At 68.2% G+C, this 19301-nt stretch carries 16 protein-coding genes; 12 read left to right on the forward strand and 4 right to left on the reverse strand.

Annotated elements, in window-relative coordinates; all coding sequences use genetic code 11:
- Positions 1–11 precede the first annotated feature (11 nt).
- The 3 genes from HNP51_RS14925 (at position 12) to HNP51_RS14935 (ending at position 6500) form a co-directional block, all read left to right on the forward strand.
- Positions 12–980: a FecR domain-containing protein gene (locus tag HNP51_RS14925; protein WP_184271657.1), complete on the forward strand. Its 969-nt coding sequence runs from the start codon at positions 12–14 to the stop codon at positions 978–980.
- Between the two features lie 79 nt (positions 981–1059).
- Positions 1060–3993, forward strand: coding sequence for a TonB-dependent receptor (locus HNP51_RS14930; protein ID WP_184271654.1), 2934 nt, complete (start codon positions 1060–1062; stop codon positions 3991–3993).
- 8 nt (positions 3994–4001) lie between these two features.
- Positions 4002–6500 (forward strand): prolyl oligopeptidase family serine peptidase, encoded by a 2499-nt coding sequence (locus tag HNP51_RS14935; RefSeq protein ID WP_184271651.1) that lies wholly within the window; start codon positions 4002–4004, stop codon positions 6498–6500.
- On the opposite strand, the gene HNP51_RS14940 is transcribed toward HNP51_RS14935, so the two are convergent.
- The 4 genes from HNP51_RS14940 to HNP51_RS14950 all read right to left on the reverse strand — a co-directional run bounded on the left by HNP51_RS14940 (position 6433) and on the right by HNP51_RS14950 (position 9652).
- Entirely contained in the window at positions 6433–8190 is a 1758-nt protein-coding gene (locus HNP51_RS14940; protein WP_184271648.1) for an asparagine synthase C-terminal domain-containing protein, read from the reverse strand. The two genes, HNP51_RS14935 and HNP51_RS14940, sit on opposite strands and share 68 nt — an antisense overlap.
- 3 nt (positions 8191–8193) lie before the next feature.
- A complete protein-coding gene (locus HNP51_RS14945) occupies positions 8194–8844 on the reverse strand; it encodes a lasso peptide biosynthesis B2 protein (protein ID WP_184271645.1) in 651 nt (216 codons plus the stop codon).
- A 130-nt stretch (positions 8845–8974) separates the two neighbouring features.
- Positions 8975–9097 (reverse strand): hypothetical protein, encoded by a 123-nt coding sequence (locus tag HNP51_RS18665; protein ID WP_260398513.1) that lies wholly within the window; start codon positions 9095–9097, stop codon positions 8975–8977.
- Positions 9098–9190: 93 nt separating this feature from the next.
- Positions 9191–9652 (reverse strand): helix-turn-helix domain-containing protein, encoded by a 462-nt coding sequence (locus tag HNP51_RS14950; RefSeq protein WP_184271642.1) that lies wholly within the window; start codon positions 9650–9652, stop codon positions 9191–9193.
- Between the two features lie 251 nt (positions 9653–9903).
- Between HNP51_RS14950 and HNP51_RS14955 the strand changes: the two genes are divergently transcribed.
- The 9 genes from HNP51_RS14955 (at position 9904) to trbL (ending at position 19300) form a co-directional block, all read left to right on the forward strand.
- Positions 9904–10539: a GntR family transcriptional regulator gene (locus tag HNP51_RS14955; protein ID WP_198478709.1), complete on the forward strand. Its 636-nt coding sequence runs from the start codon at positions 9904–9906 to the stop codon at positions 10537–10539.
- Positions 10529–12412 carry a type IV secretory system conjugative DNA transfer family protein gene (locus HNP51_RS14960; protein WP_184271639.1) on the forward strand — a complete coding sequence of 628 codons (1884 nt, stop codon included), beginning with the start codon at positions 10529–10531 and terminating at the stop codon, positions 12410–12412. Before HNP51_RS14955 ends, HNP51_RS14960 begins: the two co-directional genes overlap by 11 nt.
- Positions 12405–12845, forward strand: a complete 441-nt coding sequence (locus HNP51_RS14965) for a hypothetical protein (RefSeq protein WP_221415929.1) — start codon at positions 12405–12407, stop codon at positions 12843–12845. The genes HNP51_RS14960 and HNP51_RS14965 overlap by 8 nt, the downstream gene beginning before the upstream one ends.
- Positions 12835–13794: a P-type conjugative transfer ATPase TrbB gene (gene trbB / locus HNP51_RS14970; protein WP_184271636.1), complete on the forward strand. Its 960-nt coding sequence runs from the start codon at positions 12835–12837 to the stop codon at positions 13792–13794. The genes HNP51_RS14965 and trbB overlap by 11 nt, the downstream gene beginning before the upstream one ends.
- A 404-nt stretch (positions 13795–14198) precedes the next feature.
- The gene (locus tag HNP51_RS14975; protein WP_040345376.1) at positions 14199–14519 is read left to right on the forward strand and encodes a TrbC/VirB2 family protein; all 321 of its coding nucleotides are present in this window, start codon (positions 14199–14201) and stop codon (positions 14517–14519) included.
- The gene (locus HNP51_RS14980; protein ID WP_184271633.1) at positions 14519–14791 is read left to right on the forward strand and encodes a VirB3 family type IV secretion system protein; all 273 of its coding nucleotides are present in this window, start codon (positions 14519–14521) and stop codon (positions 14789–14791) included. Before HNP51_RS14975 ends, HNP51_RS14980 begins: the two co-directional genes overlap by 1 nt.
- Position 14792: 1 nt before the next feature.
- Complete coding sequence (trbE, locus tag HNP51_RS14985) at positions 14793–17216, forward strand: conjugal transfer protein TrbE (RefSeq protein ID WP_184271630.1); 2424 nt, start codon at positions 14793–14795, stop codon at positions 17214–17216.
- Positions 17167–17907, forward strand: coding sequence for a conjugal transfer protein TrbJ (locus HNP51_RS14990; RefSeq protein ID WP_184271627.1), 741 nt, complete (start codon positions 17167–17169; stop codon positions 17905–17907). Before trbE ends, HNP51_RS14990 begins: the two co-directional genes overlap by 50 nt.
- Positions 17908–17911: 4 nt before the next feature.
- Positions 17912–19300: a P-type conjugative transfer protein TrbL gene (gene trbL, locus HNP51_RS14995; protein WP_260398512.1), complete on the forward strand. Its 1389-nt coding sequence runs from the start codon at positions 17912–17914 to the stop codon at positions 19298–19300.
- Position 19301: the final 1 nt, after the last annotated feature.

Raw genomic sequence — 19301 nt, forward strand, 5'->3', positions numbered from 1 at the left:
TGGTGCGCGCCATGCCCAACCCGAAGGTGCGGGTTGAACCTGCCGAAACCGAGGCCGCAGCCTGGCATAACCGCCTGGGTGAACCGCGTGTCAGCGGGGAGACCATCGAAGCCTTCTTCGCCTGGCGGGAGAAGCCCGAGAACGCCGACGCCTATCGTCGCGTCGAGAAGGCCTGGGCTCAAACGGGCGGCCTGGAGAATGATCCCGACATTCTGGGAGCGGTGGAAGCCGCCATGACGCGAAAGGGCGACGGCGGGAAGAAGGAACGGGACCGGCGGCGGTTGTTCGGCCTGATCGCGGTCTGCGCCTCCGTGGTGTTGGGGGTGACCGCCTGGACCCTCCTGCAGGATCGCAATGTCTATGAGACGTCGGTCGGGGAGACGCGGGTGGTGCAGCTGGCCGACGGGTCGTCTGTGCGCCTGGACACCGCATCCCGAATGCAGGTGCGCTTCGACGGCGATCGTCGTCTGATCGATCTGGAGCAGGGGCAGGCTCTCTTCACCGTGGCGCATGATGCAAGCCGGCCCTTTGTCGTGGCCGCTGGAACGGCCCAGGTGACGGCTGTGGGGACCGTGTTCGATGTCCGTCGGGAGAACGGGGAGGTGAGGGTGACCCTCGTCTCCGGCGCCGTGGACGTCGTGGGCGACAAGCGCGCACCGCAGCGCCTGGTCGCGGGACATCAGGCAAGGGTGACCGCCGAAAGGGTCGGCGCCAGGGCTGTTGATGTCGCGGCCGAGACCAGCTGGACCGAGGGACGCATCATGTTCCGGGACGCGCCGCTGAAACAGGCCGTGGCCGAGGTGAACCGCTATCTGACCGACAAGATCGAGCTGGATGCGCCGGGTCTGGAGTCGGAATCCGTCAGCGGGGTGTTCCGGACAGGGGATCGGGACGCCTTTGTTTCCGCCGCCACGGCCGCCCTCGATCTCAAGGCGTCAGCAGGAAAGGGCGGGGGCGTTCGTCTGACGGCTGAGAAATAAATCGGGGCGGGCTCCGGGGTAAGAGGGGGGCTCAGCAGTCCCTTCCCTGACGCCATCTTGCGTCGAGGGGAGCCTGAATATGAATCGCGTAAGCCTCTTGTCCTGCAGTGCGCTGGTCGCCTGCGTCGCGGTGGTCGGCACGTCCGCCTGCGCCCAGGATATTCGTGAGTATAATGTCCCGGCCGGCGCGCTGGGAGATGCACTGCAGCAGTATGCGACCCAGTCTGATCAGCAGCTTTTCTATTCGGGCTCCCTGGTCGCGGGCTTGCAGACGCAGGGCCTGCGCGGGCGCTTTTCGTCATCCGATGCGCTGAACCGCCTGGTCTCAGGCACGGGCCTGGCTTGGTCCCGCACGGACGCCGGCGTCATCGTGTTGCGCAAGGAGGGCAGGGCGAAGAACGCCGAGGGGGCGACGGTGGTCGATGACGTCATAGTCACCGGGACCCTGCTGAAGTCGTCAGGCGACCTCGCCTCGCCGGTGGTGATCCTCGACCGTGATGCCCTGGATCGACGGGGTTTCGGGACGGTGGCCGAGACGCTGACCAGCCTGCCGCAGAACTATGCGGGCTCGGCGACGCCTCTGGTCCAGGCGGCGGGCTCGGACGTCGGGGCGTCCAACGACGTCTACGCCACGGGAATCAATTTGCGAGGTCTCGGACCGGCTTCGACCCTGGTCCTCGTCAACGGGCGTCGGATGGCGGGAACAGGGTCGCGGGCGGAGTTCGCCGATGTTTCCGCCCTGCCGTCCGCGGCCGTGCAGCGCGTGGACGTACTGCTGGACGGCGCCTCGGCGCTCTACGGTTCGGATGCGATCGCAGGCGTGGTCAATGTGATCATGAGGCGGTCGTTCGACGGCCAGGAGACCCGGATGCGGGCGTCTGTCGCCCAGGGCGGCGGCGAGGACCTGATCTTTTCGCATCTGGCCGGACGGACCTGGTCGAACGGAGCGGCCTACCTCTCCTACGAGTATCAGACCGTTAACGGCCTCAGCAGCCTGGACCGACCCTATACGGTCGACGGCGATCTGCGGCCGTTTGGAGGAACGGATCATCGGAGGTTCTATAGCGGACCCGGCAACATCGTGGCCTTTGTCGGCGGGGCCTATGTCACGCAGTTTGCCATCCGGCCCAACGCCAGCGGGACCGCCCAGGGACCAGCAGACTTCGCCGCGGGTGCGGAGAACCGCGAGGCGAACAGTCTGGGGGTTGATCTGCTGCCCTCCCTGGAGCGGCACAGCGCCTATGGCCGTTTTAGCCAGTCACTGGGCGACCGCCTCGAGATCACCGGGGACGTGCGCTATAATCGCAGAGACCACGATGTCGCGACGGCCGCGAGTGGCGGCGTCGTCACCGTCACGAACGCCAACCCCTGGTTCGTCTCGCCGACGGGAGCCTCTTCCCACACCATCGCCTATTCTTTCGCTCGCGACCTGGGCACGGCCCGGAGCCGCGGCCGCTCCGAAAGCCTGGGGTTCACGCTTGGCGGGCGCTTCGACCTGACATCGACCTGGTCGGTTGAGGCCTATGTGGCGGGGGCGGAAGAGCGTGGCGATTTCGGTAATTCGAACCGCATCAACAGCCGTTTCCTGGCCGAGGCCCTCGGCAATATCCCGGATGATCCGGCGACGCCCTACAGGGCGGCGGTCGATGGCTACTACAATATCTTCGGGGACGGTAACGCCAATTCGCGCGAGGTCCTGGACTTCATCGGCAGCGGGGGAAGTCGGGTCCGCAACCGAAGTCGAGCGAGTTCGGCGAACCTCCTGGCTCAGGGGCCGATCCTTCGAATTCCGGGCGGAGAGGTGGCGATCGCGCTCGGCGCCCAATTCCGCAAGGAGAGTTTCGAGACCGGGGGCGAGAGCTTCATCTCCGGCGTGACGCCCATCCTCAGGGCGACGCCTCGCCGCGAGCGGTCGATCGTCGCGGCCTTTGTCGAGGCGCGCATCCCCCTGGTCGGGGCCGACAACGCCCGGCCGGGCCTGCGGAGCCTGGACCTGTCGCTGGCCGGCCGGATCGAGGACTATGATGACTTTGGAACGACAACCAATCCCAAGGTCGGCCTGGTCTGGTCTCCGGTGAAAAACCTCGGGCTGCGGGCGTCCTGGGGGACGTCCTTCCGGGCTGGAGCCTTGCCCCAGCTTTTCGACCCCATGGGGGTATCTCCCCTGTTTCTCAGCGGCGAGAACGGTGCGAACATCCTCACCCTTCAACTGAATGGCGGCAACGCTGACCTTAAACCCGAGACTGCGGAGACCCTCACTCTCGGCTTTGACTACCGGGCGTCCGCAGGCGCGACATTCAGCTTCAATTATTTCGACACGCGGTTCACTGACAGGATCGGCCGACCCTTGACCGAGAACGCTCGCGCCGCGCTGACCGACCCTGCGGCCCGGCCATTCGTCACCTTCGTCAACCCGTCCTCCAATCCCGCCGATCTGGCGCTGATCGATAGCTATTCTGCACTGCCTGGCTTTTCGGGCCTCTATCCGACCAATAGCTATGGTGCGATTGTCGACGGGCGCTGGGTGAACACCGGCGCGGTTCGCGTGCGAGGTCTGGACGCGTCCGGCCGCTACAGCCGCTCGTTCGGGGCGGGGATGCTCTCCCTCGACGCCTCGGCCTCCTGGATTCTGAACTATGAAACCCGCCCGACGCCGACGGCGCCGGTTCGCGAGGTGGCCGGTCTCATCAGCTATCCCGTGGAGTTTCGGGCGCGGAGCGGTGTGACCTGGGTCTGGGCGGATATCGATCTCGCCCTGCACTGGACGCATGTCGCCGCTTACAAGGACCATCTCGGGACGCGCATCGACGCCTTCAATACGCTCGATGCGCGGTTCGGCTGGAGTATAGGCGGAGACGGGCCAGCTTCTGGGCTGCGCCTGGCCTTGGGGGTGGAGAATCTCCTCGACGAGGATCCGCCCTTCTATGACGCGCCAACCGGCTTTGGCTTCGATGCGGGGCAGGCGAGCCTGCTTGGACGCGCGGTCTCCCTGCAACTGATCAAGCGCTGGTGACATCCGCCATGCTGAAGATTGCAAACCGCCTTGCGGCGGCCATGGCGGCTGTCTGGCTTTCAACAGGCCCCGTACAGGCCAGCAGCAGCGACGACGACCGTCCGGTCGCTGTCGAGGACATCGTCTCCCTGGAGGCCTTTGGTCGGGCGGAGGTTTCGCCTGACGGGCGCTGGCTGGTCTACGAGAAACGCGGCGCCTATGACACCGCCGCCCGATTTGACCTGGCCTGGCGTTCGGCCTGGACCATCATGGACCTCTGGATCGTCGACCTCGCGGCTCCGGCGGAGGAACCCCGTCGTCTACTGCCCGGCGAGGGGCTTGGCCTGCAGCGCATGGCCTGGTCGCCCTCGGGCGAGCATCTCCTCATCACGCGGTTGCAAGGGCCGTCCTATGAATACGGGATCGTCGATCCGGCGCTGGGGGCGGTGGAATGGACCGGACTGGCGGCGGAGATCAACACCAAGGGGGTCGAGGCGGAATGGATATCGGATGAGGCGCTCCTCCTGATGGTTCGACCGGACGGAAGCCTGCCCGCCGCGATGCGGCAGGACGGCGGGGCTCAGCCGAGATTGACGGAGGCCTGGCGAAAGACCGCGCGCGGCGTGGAGCCGTCCCGGACCGTGGTGGAGACGCGGGGCGGCATCGAGACGACGGAGCATCCAAGGCCTCCCCGCCAACTGGTGCGGATCGACCTCGCTGACGGGCGACGCCAGATTCTGATCGAGGGCCGCCTGACGGACTTCGCCGTGTCACCCGACGGACAGCGTGTGGCGGTGGTGCAGGGAGACGGGGCCGTTCCAATCTCCCGCGAAAGGGTTGTCCTGGTCGAAAGCGCAAGCCGGGAGCGATTGAGCCTGATCGACCTGGCGAGCGGACAGGCTGTGCAGCCGGCACCGGGGCTGGATGTTGCGCCCCATCTTCTGCGCTGGTCGCCGGATTCGAAGGAGGTGCTCGTCTGGGCGCGCCGGGACGAGGCGGGGTGGAACCAGGGAGGGCTGATCCGGGCCTCGATGGAAGGAAGCCGCGTGATCGACATAGGCGCTTTCACCACGGGGACGGACGCGGAGGTCCTGTGGGGCGTCAAGGCGGACTGGCTGGGAGGGGCTCCTGTCATCCTAGCGCGCGGCGCCAAGGGCGGGCGACTAGACTGGCGTCTCATCATGGAGGGGAAGGCCCCTCGGACGCTTACGGCCGAACTCGACGCGGCCCCCGCGCGGATCGCGAACGCAGGCGAGGGGGCTCTCTATGTCTTCGCCGACGGCGGCTACTGGTCGATGACGGCGGATGGCCTGCGCCGTCTCACGCCGATGGAGACGACGCTACGCGAGGCGACGAGCTTCGATCCCGACCGTTCCCGGCGACAGTCGGGGAATGAGGCACCGCGTCGGGAATGGACCTTCGCTCTCAACGCCGAGGGCGAGAGCTTGCTCGTGTCGGCTGACGGGGGGCTGCGCCGGATCAGCAGGGGCGACGGCGGAGGCGCGGATATCCGCCCATTGACGACATCGCCGGAGGTCTCCCTGGTGCTGCTGCGCAAAGGGCTCACGGAAACCCTCAGGCTGCGGACCGGGGAAGGGGAACGCGACCTGGACGTCGTCAACGTGGCCATGGCTGACGTGGCCCTGACCCTTCCCGTGCCGGTGGCCCATCTGGACGTCGAGGGGAAGGCGACGACGAGCTGGCTCTTCCTGCCCCCCGGAGCGGTCCCGGTGCGAGGGCTTGTGGTCAAGGTCTATCCCGGCGCCGTCGACCGCCTCGTCTGGGCCGATCCCATGGTCCTGACCTACGGCTTGCGCTCCCAGGTTCTCGCCGGGGCGGGGTACGCGGTGCTCAGCCCGTCGATGCCGATGGGAACGCCGGCAACCCGAGGCGACCTCTATGCGCGCAGCGTCGATCTCGCCGTCGACGCCGCGCTCGCGGCTCATCCGGACCTTCCGGGGGACCGCATGGCTGTGCTCGGCCACAGCTTCGGCGGATACGCCGCGCTCGAGATTGCAGCTCGCTCGACACGCTACAGAGCCTATGTCGCCTCCTCCTCCTTCAGCGACATGTTCGGTCTCTGGGGAGAATTCGAGCCTGCCAGCCGGATCCAGCCCGAGGAGGGCATGAAGATGCGGGCCAATCAGGGCGCGGCGGAGACCGGGCAGCACGGCCTGGGGGCACCGCCCTGGAAGGCGGTTTCGACCTATCAGGCGGTGAGCCCCTACCTGGTGGCGAACCGCATCAGGGCGCCGGTGCTCCTGCTCACCGCCGATATGGACTTCGTACCGACCAGCCAGGCCGAGCGGATGTTCAGCACGCTGCACCGGATCGGAGGAACCAGCCGCCTGGTCACCTATTGGGGCGAGAACCATCATGTGTGGAGCCCCGCCAATATCCGTGACCGCTATGCGCAGATATTCGCCTGGCTGGACGAGACCCTCGGCGCGCCGGACCGGCTCAGCGCGCGGGGCCCAGACGATCTTCCCACCGCCGAACCCATCCCTCGAACGCCGCCAGGACGATGATCGAGGAATAGCCGCCGTGCCACAGAAGGGCTTCGCGGGTGAGCGCCCGGTCCGCTTCGGCGGGGTCCACCAGGCCGAGCTCGACTAGACGACCTTGCATCAACCAGGGTCGCAGAAAAGGAAGGTTGTCGCGGACAAGCCGGCCGTAGGCCTTGGTCATGTCGCCCTTTGAACGGCGCTCGATGATCTCCATGGGCAGCCGATCTCGAAAGGCGTGACGGGCGAGGCCGCGCTCGCGGCCGCCGTAGGTCAGGACGGGGGCGGGAAGGGCGAGGCAGGCCTCGATCACAGGCTGGGCGCATAGAGGGCTTCGAACATCAACAGTGCGCGTCAGGGCCGACGGGTGATGGCGGGAGACGCTGTCGACAAGACCTGCGATCTGCAGGGCCTTGGCGGGACCGAAATCGTCCCAGCCCTTCAACCACGGGTGACGGGTCAAGGGAGCAGACGAAGGGCGGAGGATCGAAAGGGAGCGGCGGGGCAGCGGATGCTCCGCACGGTCCCGCCTTCTGGCCTCGTAGACAAAGGTCCACACCGAAGCCTCATTGGCGGCGGCGAGCTCCCGGGCGTCTTTCGACAGCAGGGCGCGCCATCCTTGGGCGCGCCAACGATCGATGAAGACATCCGCGGTGGCGTTCTGAAGCAGGATGGTGTCGCCGCCCCGGCCCGTTATCAGGCTCTCGGCGCCGACTGCGTCGAGCCGATACGCCCATTCCAGGTTATGCGCGCGATCGAGGGCGTTGAGGCCGGGTCGGAAATCCCCGGAGATGTCGTCGAAACCCGACGCCGTCATTACCTCTTGAGCGTGAGGCGCGCTGACGGGATCGATCCCGAGTTTGGCGCTGAGGGCGTCCACATAGTTTCGCTCATCTGATTCCGGCGTGGATCCGAAGGTGTTGAGCCAAAGTCTGACGGCGCCGGTGTCATGTCGCACGAGGCTGGCGGCGACGATTGCGGAGTCCAGCCCTCCGGAGACTTCGGCGGCGAGCGGCGTCGACAGCGCAGCCAAGCCCGTCACGGCCTCGTCGACGGCGGTCCTGAGATAGTGCGAAGCCTCCTCCGGAGCAGGCCAGGGTCCCAGGCTCTGTCTCGCGATCTGGCTGGGCGTCCAGATTTCCACAGGAGGCGAGGACAGGGGAAGGGGTTGGATCGTCCCTGGCGAAAGCGCCACGGGGCCTTCGATGAGCAGGCTGCCGGACCCGGTAAGGGGATTCCGTAGAGCCTGTTCGAGACGGTCGAGGCTGATGCGCCAGGTCGGCCGCAATCTGCGCAGCAGCCAGTCGAAGGCTGCCGAGGCCACGATCAGCAGGCCGCTCTGACACCAGGCCACGCACTCCATTGCGCCGGAAGGATCGCGAAGCAGGGCGAGTGGTCGTTGGCGAGATCCGAACTGGACGCCTATGAAGCGTCCCCAGAAGCGAGCCGCGAGCTTGCGCTCGTAGCCCCATGGGTCATCGGCAAAGCAGGCCGGCAGCGCAGGGGATCGTCGGTCAAGGACGTCGCCTATGAGCGTCCAGTTCGAAACAGTCATGACCTTGGGGGGATGGGGGCCGCCCACGGCGAGCCAAGCCTCCGTGCCGAGTTCGGAGACTTCCAGACCCGAACGGCCGGCGAGAAGACAGAGTTCGGCAGACAGGGCCTGTCCGTCCTGTTCGTCGGGCGAGGCGCAGACGAGGAGGTAGTCGCCCACGGGTCAGGCCGTCATGATCGGGGTGTAGCGCGCCACGCGCTCGAGGCGATCGCCGATGATGAGGTCGCCGACCTGCAACCAGCAATGGGCCGAGAAGGGCCAGGTGCGCACGCCGAACACCCATTCGGTCGTGATTCCGCGTTGCGCCAGATAATACCTGAGTTGGAATGACCGCTGGAGGCACTCGCCTTCGAACGGAACCCACGGGCGCGCTTGACGTGCAGCCGCCAGTAAGGCGGCGATGACGCTGTCCAAGGGTTGACTGCGCCCTGTCGATCCGGGGCGCGGTAGGTCGAACCGCACCAACTCGAGCAGGGATTTCCGATGGAAAACGGCTGTGGCGGCCGTCAGGCCGAGAAGAGCCCGGAGGGTTTCCGCGCGGGGCGGGCGTGATGGGATGATGACTTCCCGGTTGGGGCGAACCCTGGGGGTGTAGGGCGACGTCGGTGGATTGTCAGTCGCGATACCGGCTTCCACGAGAGCCTTGGCGGCCGTCTGGTCCTGAAGGTGAATACGCCCATCGGATCCTATCTCGAGCCAACTGGCCGCATCGACCAGACAGTCGTAGTGATCGTGCTCCAGATCGAGCACGACGATGTCCTCATCAACCACGGCCAGATGGACATGAGGCACGCACCACAGGTGGTTCGTCATAGTTCCGGTTCCCAATGGGTGAAGCGCTGCCGGTCGGCGCGGCTGGCCCGAGAGCCATCGGCGCGAACCGACGACATGGCGCTCGAGAGAAGGATGCGGGCGGCTGCGACCGCAGCCACCCGCGCCTTAGTCAGCCCATCGGCGGGTGACGGCTGTCGCGAACTTCCTTCTCGGTGAATTCACCGATCAGGCCGTCGCGGGTGAGCGTTTTGGCGCTGCCGAAGGCGAGTCGTTGCAGTTTGAAGGTCTTCATCACTCTCTCCCAGGTTGATCGCCACGGATGTGGCCCGGTGAGTGAGCGCCCGGGTGGACCGGCAATAAAGCTATATCCGACGTATATTCAGCGTCAGCGGCCGGGCTTGGGTCGCTTCGCGGCCAGTTCAGCACGGCCGGCATCAAGCCATTCGCTGGTGGGGTCGCCCGAGCGAACCTGGTCGATCAGACCGTCGAACAGGGCGGCGACGGCGCTGACCAGGCTTCGGGTATCCAGTTCGGAGATGCGGTCGCCGATCGCGCGCTCCAGTTTCTGGACGCCGACGATCACCACGGTCGAGAGCATGTTGTCCGCCGTGTTGAGCGCGTATCGAGGCGTGCCGATCAGGATGGAGAATATGATGGCGTGCGGGTCGCTGGCTGTGGCTTTGGCGAAGCGGTGGATGTGGTCGAGGTTGAGCCGGGTCACGCCCGCCTCGAACCGCTGGTAGGTGCGGATCGACATATGCATCGCGGCCGCGGTCTGCCGAGCGGACATGCCCCGGGCCTTGCGCACCAGCTTGAGCGCTGCGGAGAGCAGTTCGCTGTCACGCATCGGCTCCGACGCAAAGACCACCTTCCACCCCTAGTCCCGATTCCGAACCTGCGGCCGCAGGCGCTACCATTATCTGCTCAACCCAAGGGTAAGCACAGAAATCGCCGTTCTGCGACAAAATGCGGCGCAGAATGACGCGCTTTATGGCGCGTTTCGCGACGTTCTTCGGCCTAGATCCGACTTTTTCGACCCCGGCTATGGCGGCAAGGCGAGGCTTGGCCACTACTTGGGACTGAATGTCGGAGGCGATCATGGCCCGAAGACGCGACCCATTCATGTTGGCTCGGGAGAGCCTGCGGTCACGCGCCGAACAGGGCGTCTATGTCCCTGGAACCCCTGTCGTCATCATGGACGAGGCGCGCAGGCTGAACCTGTCCACTACGCCGGTGCGCGAGGCCCTGGTCTGGCTTTGCGGCTATGGCCTGATCGAGAGATCGCCGACGGGTGGCTTTCTCGCTCCGCGACTGGACCGCGCGATCATCAGGGACAGGTATGCCTTTCGGCTCCAGTGTGTCGTCCAGAGCCTCAGGGGCACGGTCGACGGCGGGAGTTTGGACCAGGAGCTGCGCGGCACAAATGACGCCGGGCCGGACCTTTCGGGGCACATGCTCCGGGCCGTCAAGCGGACGGGGAACGCGGCTCTGGTGGATGCCTACCAGAGGGTGTGCAGCCAGCTCATCCAGTTGCAGGCCGCGGAAGAGCGGCTTTTTGGTGATGTCGTGGACGAGGCAAGCCGTATCGTCTTGCAGTTCGACCAGCCGCGGATCGCCGCTGACGTCAGCCTCGTCGAGGCTTTGGCGACCTACCATCGGCGTAGAATCGAAGCCGCTCCCCTGCTGATGCTCGAGGCCGAAGCCGGGCGGCGGGAGGCTGGCGATGGGGAGTGAACTTCGTCACCGTCTGGCCGGTCTGGCGGTCGGCCTCCTGTTCGGCCTGCAGGCCGCGACCCAGGCCTTCGCCTGGACCTATCGATGGGCTCCTGAGCTGGGGGGCGCGCTGCGTTCGGGGTCCGATTTCGCCCTCTATGCGCCCTGGTCGATCATCCTCTGGCGATACGCCTTCGGTGAGGAGGCCGGCGAGGCCCTGGCGCGCTGTGCACCCCTCATCCTGCTCGGCGGCGCACTTGGGCTAGGGGCTGGCGCGGCGGCGGGCGGGCGCAGCCCTGTGCGCTTGCGAGGATGGGGCGGGCCGCGCGATGCGCGTCGCGCCGGGTTGACGGCCGTCGGGGGCTGTGTGGTGGGCCTGCTTGGCGGCCGGTTGCTCGCCACCACCGACCTGCGTCCCACCCTGGTCACCGGCGGTACGCGGTCCGGCAAGGGCCGGGGCCATGTGATGCCGACCTTGTTGTCCTGGGGATCGAGCGTGCTGGTTCATGATCCCAAGCGCGAGCTCTGGAGGTTAAGTGCTGGATGGCGCTCGCGTTTCAGCCACACCCTCTACTTCGATCCGCGCGATCCGGCATCGGCCTGCTGGAATCCTCTGGCCGAGATTCAGCCCGGCCCGGGTGAACTGGCCCAGGTGCAGAGGCTGGTGGCCATCCTCGCTGATCCAGGGGGTGGGCGCGAGGACGAGGCCATCTGGGACAAGGCGGCGTCCGAAATCCTCGAGGCCGTGATCCTGCACGTCCTCTATACGGCCGCCGACGGCGACAAGACCCTTCTCACGGTGAGGCGGCTGCTGGCCGACCTCGACGGGACCGCCGAGGTGATGACGCGCGCCCTGCACCGGCCTGGCCCCGACGGCGAAGGCGAGACCCATCCCTTCATCGCCGTCGCCGTTCGGGGCTATGCGGCCATGCATGACCGCTTTCGCACCTCGGTGCAGGGGACGGCGCGGTCCTATCTCAAATGGCTGGCGGGCGAGGATATCGAGCGAATCCTGTCGCGTTCGGACTTTGCGCTGGGAGATCTGGTCTGCGCCGACACGCCTGTTTCGCTCTACGTCCAGGTCGCGCCGGCGGATGCGGCCGCCCTGAGGCCCCTGGTGCGGCTCTTCTTCTATGCAGCCTCCCAGACCCTTACGGTCGACGAGTCGCGCGTGGCGGACGGCCGGGCCAAACGGCGCAAGCTCCTGATGCTGATGGACGAGTTCCCGCTGCTAGGGCGGATCAGCTTCTTCGAGAAATCCCTGCGCCTGCTGAGCGGCTATGGCGTGAAGGTGATGTTCGTCGCCCAGTCCCTCAACGACATCGTCGAGACCTACGGCCCCAACAACACCATCCTCGACAACTGCGCCGTCTACACCGCCTTCGCCGCCCTTGACCCCCTGACCCAGGACAAGGTGTCGAAAATGACCGGCGTCGTTCTCGAGACCCGGACCGGACGGAGCGGCCCGGCGGGCTTGGGCGCCGGTCGGAGCTCGGTGTCGCGGTCGCAGACGGAACGACCCCTCCTTGAGCCGGGCGAGGTGCGCGGACTGCCGGACGAGGAGCAGATCGTCTTCGCCGCCGGCGTCCGGCCCCTTCGCGCGCGCAAGCTGCGCTACGACGCGGTGCAGCCCTTTCGCTCGCGGGCGCTGGCTGCGGCGCCGGATCAGGCGGCGCGGCTGGATACGCCCGGGGCGCCTCCGCATCCCTGGTCGGGCCGGCGCGGTTTCGGAGAGGATGCGAGTGCTGTCCTGCCCCTGTTCAAGGAGGCCGCGGCGGCCATGGATGATCGCAAGGCCGCCGCCCAGATGGCCGAGGCCTACAATGAGATGTTCAGAGGGCTCGCGGCCCAGAAGGCGGTGCTCGACCATATGCAGGGAGGGCGGGATGGCTAGGCAGTCCGGAGGAACCTGCCGCGTCCAGGTCTATCTCAGCGACCCCAAGGTGGTGACAGGCCTGAATCGCGAGGCGCGTGCGGGCCGCATGGCGCTGAGCCAGGCGGCCGGTCGCGCGATCGCCCGGGGGCTGCAGACCGCCGCCCGCGGCGACGCGGAGGACCGCCTGGAGGCGCTGGAGCGGGCCTATCGCGACCATATGCGATCCACCGCCCGCGACATGCAGATCGTGCAGGAGCTCCTGGTCGAGATGGCCCGGGCCTTCTTTCAGCGGCTGCCGGACGCAGAGCCGGATGATGATCCGACTGTCCAGGCCTCGGTCGATCGCCGGGTCGACCGGATGCTGAACGACACGGCCGCTCGCATCGTCGCCGGCCGGATGCGGACCAGGGCGACCGCGGCCATGGGCCGGGGCGTGGACCGTGACGTCTGAGCCGGCGGCGACCGGCGAGCGTCGACTTGAGGCGCTCCGGCATGCGCTCGGCGAACCCATTCTGGCGGCGCTCGCGGATCCCCTTGTGGTCGAGGTGATGGCCAATCCCGACGGGCGTCTGATCCTGGACCGGGCGGGAGAAGGACGCGTCGATACGGGGGTGAGGCTGGCGGTGGAGGACCGCGAGCGCGCCATCCGCCTCGTCGCCGATTTCGGGGGCGAGACGACAGGGCGGGTCCAGCCGAGGTTGTCAGGCGTTCTTCCCGGCGGTGGAGAGCGATTCCAGGCCGTCCTGCCGCCGGTGTCGTCCGCGCCCGCCTTCTCGATCCGGAAACGTCCGGCAGTGATCTGGACGCTCGACGACTATGTCCGCGACGGGGTCATGAGCGCCGCCCAGGCGCAGGCGCTCCGCGCCGCCGCGACGGGACGACAGAACATCCTGATCTCGGGCGGTACCGGGTCCGGCAAGACCACCCTGGCCAACGCCATCCTGGCGGAGCCGGCCTTTGCCGGAGACCGCGTCTTCCTGATCGAGGATACCGCCGAACTGCAGTGCGCCGCCTGGGACCTGGTCGCCGTGCTGACGCGCCGGTCTCCGGCGGCGATCGGCGTGGCGGATCTGGTGAGGGACGCCCTGCGCATGCGGCCCGACCGCATCGTCATAGGCGAGATGCGCGACGGGGCGGCCGCCCTGGAAACCCTCAAGAGCTGGAACACCGGCCACCCGGGCGGGCTGTCGACCCTGCACGCCAATTCGGCCGAGGACGTTCTGCGCCGGCTCGAGGACCTGATCGGCGAGGTGGCCGTGCGCATGCCCCGGCGCCTCATCGGCCAGTCTGTCGATCGCATCGTCCATATCAGCCGGACCAAGACGGGGCGGCGGGTGACCGGCGTGCTCGGGGTCGATGGCGACGACGACGGCGCCTATCGCATCGACCGTCTGGCCTGACGCCGCTTCATCTCACGCAAGCCTCTGTCTCCTTGTGCTCCTGGGCGGCTTGTCGCCAGGCCTCAGACGCGCGGGCGGGGGGCCGCCGTATCCACCAGATGGGCTCTGATTTCTCGGGACGAGGTTCGTCGACGCCTGTCTCCTGTGTGGTCGTCGGGCGTCCTGCCGGCGGGATCAGGCAGGGGCGTCGCAAGTCGTGGCAAGTCCTGGCGGCCCTAACCCTCATGAAGGGTCTCGGCTTTTTCCGGCATGAGCGGCGGTGTCGTGCGACTTGTGGATGACTTGCTCAGGACTTGCTTGCAAGTTGTAGAAAACATTGAATAAATATTGTTGACAGGGTGTGGATAAGTTTGCTTGCAATGAGTCGGGACGCGCTGAAACGTCCTGAACCAGGAAGCAAAACCATGAGCGGACTTCTATCACGTCGCCTCGGCGGCGCTGCGATGACCTGCGCCCTGATGGCGGCCGGTCCGGCCCTCGCGGGAGGATCGGGCATGCCTTGGGAGGGGCCGCTGCAGCAGGTGGTGCAGTCCATCACCGGGCCCGTCGTCCAGGCGGTCGCCGTGGTGGCGGTGGTGATCTTCGGGGTGGCCGTGGCCATGAGCGAGAGCGGGTCCAACCTGCGGCGCGGTCTCGGCATCATGTTCGGCCTCTGCATCGCCTTCGCCGCCTCGACCTTCTTCCTCGACTTCTTCGGCTTCGCCGGCGGCGTGGAGGTCGCGTGATGGCCGGTCGGAGCGACCATCCCGAGGGCTGGACCCTGCCGGTGGCCCAGGCCCTGGCCACGCCGGTGCTGATGGCCGGCATGCCGCGGGAATACGCCATCGCCATGGGCACCATCGCCCTCGTCCTGGGTCTTGCGCTCCGCATCTGGTGGCTGGGCCTGCTGTGGTGGGCCTGCGCCCATGCGGTCGGCCTCTGGGCCGCGCGGTCCGACGCCCGCTTCTTCGATGTCCTACGGCGGCACCTGGCGCTGCCGGGTCACCTGGACGCCTGAGATGCGCTTCCTCGACGAACATCGCCGGCGTCCGGCCAGTCTGGCCGACCATCTGCCCTGGGCCGCCCTGGTCGCGGCCGGCGTGGCGCTGAACAAGGACGGGTCCTTCATGACGGGCTTTCGCTTTCGCGGGCCGGATCTGGAATCGTCCACCGAGGAGGAGCTGATGGCGGTGCGCGCCCGGCTCAACAACGCCCTGCGCCGACTGGGCACAGGCTGGTGCCTGCATGTCGAGGCGCGCCGGCGACCGGCGGCGCCCTACCCGGAGAGCGACTTCGACATCGACGCGGCCTGGCTGGTCGACGCCGAGCGTCGCCGACGGTTTGAGGAGGCCGATCCGGCCTTCGAGACCGACTATCGCCTAGCCCTGACCTGGCTGCCGCCGGCCGACGACAGCCGCCGTATGGAGCGCTGGATGTTCGACGGCCTCTCAGCCGGCGCGACCGACTGGCGCCAGGCTCTCGAGCAGTTCCGGCGCGAGGCAGGGGCGACCTTCGACCTCCTGTCCGACGCCCTGCCTGAAATCTTCTGGCTTGATGACGCAGACCTGCTGACCTGGCTCCATGAGACGGTGTCGACCCGGTCGATGACGGTCGAGCCGCCCGATCCGCCCATGTTCCTCGACGCCTGGCTGGCCGACACGGCCATGACGGGAGGCGCGACGCCCCGCCTGGGCGAGCAGTGGCTCAAGGTGGTGTCCGTTCGCGGTTTGCCCGCCGCCACCCGGCCCGGCCTGCTGGACGCGCTCGGCGCCCTGCCGTTCGCCTATCGCTGGACGGCGCGCTGGATCGCCCTCGACAAGGCCGGGGCCGAGCTCGAAATCGTCAAGCTGCGCAAGCGCTGGTTCGCCAAACGCAAGGGCGTCGGCGTCCTGCTCCGCGAGGCGGTCACCAAGGAGGAGACGCCGCTTCTCGATACGGACTCCGTGTCCAAGACGGAGGAGTGCGACGGCGCCCTGGCGGCGCTCGGCGCGGACGCCTGCGCCTTCGGCTACCTGACCCTGACCGTCACCGTGCTCGACGCCAGCCCATCCGGGGTGGCGGCCAAGGCGCGGGCCATCGAGGGCGTGCTCAACGCCCAGGGACTCATCGCCCGGGTCGAGGACCTGAACGCCGTGGAGGCCTGGCTTGGATCCCTGCCGGGCGAGCCCTACGCCGACGTGCGGCGGCCCCTGGTCTCCACGCTCAACCTCGCCGACCTCCTGCCGGTCTCGGCCGTCTGGGCAGGGCCGGCCGGCGACGACGCCCTGGACGGTCCCCCTCTGGCCACGGCGCGCACGACCGGGTCCACGCCGTTCCGGCTGGTCCTTCATGTCGGCGACGTCGGCCACGCCATGGTCGTGGGACCGACGGGTGCAGGCAAGAGCGCCCTCCTGTCCTTTCTCGCCCTGCAGTGGTTCCGCTATCCGGACGCCCGGGTGGTCTTTTTCGACAAGGGGCGGTCAGCGCGGGCGGCGACTCTGGCCGCAGGCGGTTGCTGGCGCGCCCTGGAGCCCGGCGGCGCCGTCGCCTTACAACCGCTGGCGGGGATCGACGACCCGAGCGAGCGGGCCTGGGCGGCGGAGTGGATCGCGGAAGCGCTGCGCTTTGCGGGCGTGGAGCCGCGTCCCGAACTGCGCGAGGAGATCTGGTCGGCGCTGAACGCCCTGGCGGCCGCGCCCCGCGCCCAGCGCACGCTCACGGTCTTCTGCGCCCTGGTGCAGAACCGCGACGTCTCGACGGCGCTTGAGCTGCTGACGCTGAAGGGGCCTCATGGGAGCCTGCTGGACGGCGCCGACAGTGATCTGGCGCCCAGCCGCTTCGACACCTTCGAACTCGAGACCCTGATGGCCACGCCGTCGGTCGTCGGTCCGGCCCTGTCGGCCCTGTTTCATCAGCTCGAGGCCGGCTTCGACGGTCGGCCGACCCTGCTGGTCCTGGATGAAGCCTGGCTTTTTCTGGGGGAGGGCGCCTTCGCCGCCAAGATCAGGGAATGGCTGAAGACCCTGCGCAAGAAGCGGGTCTCGGTGGTCTTCGCCACCCAGAGCCTGGACGACGTCGCGGCCTCGCCGATCGCCGCGACCCTGATCGAGAGCTGCCCCACCCAGATCTTCCTGCCCAATCCCCGGGCGCTGGAGCCGGCGTCCGGCGACCTCTACCGCGCCTTCGGTCTGACACGGCGCCAGCTCGAGCTCATCGCCTTCGCCCCGCCCAAGCGGGCCTACTACTGGCGCCAACCCCACGGCAGGCGGCTGTTCGATCTGCGCCTGACCGGGGTGGCCCTGGCCCTGTGCGGCGCCGGCTCGCCCGAAGACCAGACCCTGATCGACAGGGTCCTCGCCCGGAGCGGCCCCGAGCGGTTCGCCCGTGAATTCCTCAAAGCCAAGGGAGTGCAGCATGTCGACGATGTCTTCGACGCCTTCGCGCCGCCGATTGCAGCGGAATAGGCGCCTGGCCGCAACGGCCGCGGCGATTCTGCTCGTCCTGGGATCAGGGGCGGCCAGCGCCCAGCAGGTGGTCTTCGATCCGAAAAACCATCTGGAGAATGCGCTGCAGACGGCGCGCCAGCTGGAGAGCCTCGCCAATGAGGCCCGCAGTCTGGCGGCCTCGCCCTATAGCCACCTGGCGCAGAACAGCCGGGCCTTGCAGGAGATGGCGGCGCTGGCCCGGAGCGTGGAAGGCCTGGGGGCGACGGCGGCGGCCCTGGAGAAGCAGTTTCAGGACCTCTACGCGGGCGACCTCGACAGCGCCGACCTGGAGGCCCTGATCCGGCAGGGCGAGGGCCGCAGCGACAACGCCCGACGCACGGCCTTCGATCTCGCCCGTCACGCGGCGGAACTGGAGCGGCTGGGGCAGGGCCGGGAGGGGCGGCTCAGCGGCGCCCTGTCCGCCAGCCAGTCCGCGCAGGGACAGACGGCCGCCGTCCAGTCCTCGAACCAGATTCTCGCTGTTCTGGCTGAGGATCTGGCGGCCATGCGCTCGATCATGCTGGCCCAGTCCCGGTTGCTGGCCGAACAGGCCGCTCGTCAGACGGCGGACCGGGCGGCGGGCGACGCCGCGCGGCGCCGGGCCTGGGCCCGGGAGGCGGTCGTGCCGCCGCCGCCGGCCTTCGACCCCTTCTCCCGCGCAAGGGACTGAGACCATGGCCGTCGGCATGGAGACGCCCAACGCGCTGATGACGGTCTTTTCGAACACCGTCACGGCCGGGTTCGCCGCCCTCGAGGGATCGGTCAACAACGTCTTCGGCCTGCTGATCGTCCTCGTGGTCGCCCTGACCGGCATCCAGTGGGCCCTGTCGCCGCAGCGCGAAATCCTCGCCGCAGGCTTCGGCAAGGTCCTGCTGGTTGGCGCCTTCGCCTGGCTGATCAATGACTGGCAGGCCCTGTCCGAGACGATCTACGCAGGCTTCATCGAGCTCGGCCTGACGGCGGGCGGCGGCGACCTGAGCCGCGAAGACTTTCTCAATCCGGGCGCCGTCCTGGCCCAGGGCTGGGCTATCGTGAAGGCCCTGGGCGACACCCCGGCCCCGGTCGCCAATCCGCTCGACGTGGTCGGCAACCTGGCCGACGCCCTGATCCTCGGCCTGGCCATGATCGGCATCATGCTGGCCTTCGCCGTGCTGGCGCTGCAGATCATCGTGACCCTGCTGGAGTTCAAGATCGTCACCCTCGGCGGCTTCGTCCTCCTGCCCTTCGGCATCTGGAGCCGCACCGCCTTTCTGGCCGAGAGGCCGCTCGGCTATGTGGTGTCCGCGGGCCTCAAGGTGCTGGCCCTCGCCATTGTCGTCTCCGGCGCCCGCACCGTCTTCGACCAACTCCAGCCGTCAGCCAATCCCGACATCTATGAAGCCCTCAGCATCCTGGTGGCCTCCATCCTCCTGGCCATGCTGGCCCTCTTCATTCCCAGCCTCGCCTCGGCCCTGGTGACTGGCGGGCCGGCTCTCGGCGCGGGCGCCGCCATGGCCGGGGGGCTGGCCGTCGGCGGCGCGGGCCTCCTGACAGGAGCCGGCCTGGTCGGCGCCGGCGCAATGGCGGGCGGCGGCGCTGCACGTCTTGCGGGACCCTCGCGCGCGGCGGCCGGAGCCGCCAGCAGCGGAGGCCGGGGGCCCGGCGGTTCGGGGCCTTGGCCGCCACGGCCAGCTGGCGGCGGCCCCCAGGGCGACGGCGGCGACGGTGGTGGCGGCGGCGCGTCGAAGCGGTCTGTGGACGACCGCGCCGCAGGAGCGGATTCCCCTGACGTCGGAAAGGCGGAGGCGGCGGGACGCGACGCGCCCGAGAGCCACAGCGCCGAAACCGTAGCCGCCCCGAACAGTGAGGGGCCCATGGCCGCGCGTCGCGCGCGCGAGACCGAGGCGGCGAGGAAGGACTTCCACCGCGCCCTCCAGGGCGGAGGACGCCGAAGCCCGCAAGGGCAGGGCGGCCGATCACGGGCCCTTCAGGCCTTCTTTGTCGCTAACGCCGGCCGCGGCCTGGCCCCCTCCAGTGAAATCAGCGGCGTGCTGTCTCCCAATCTCCGCACCGAGGAGCCTTGAC

The sequence above is a fragment of the Brevundimonas bullata genome (assembly GCF_014207965.1).
Classification (GTDB): domain Bacteria; phylum Pseudomonadota; class Alphaproteobacteria; order Caulobacterales; family Caulobacteraceae; genus Brevundimonas; species Brevundimonas bullata_A.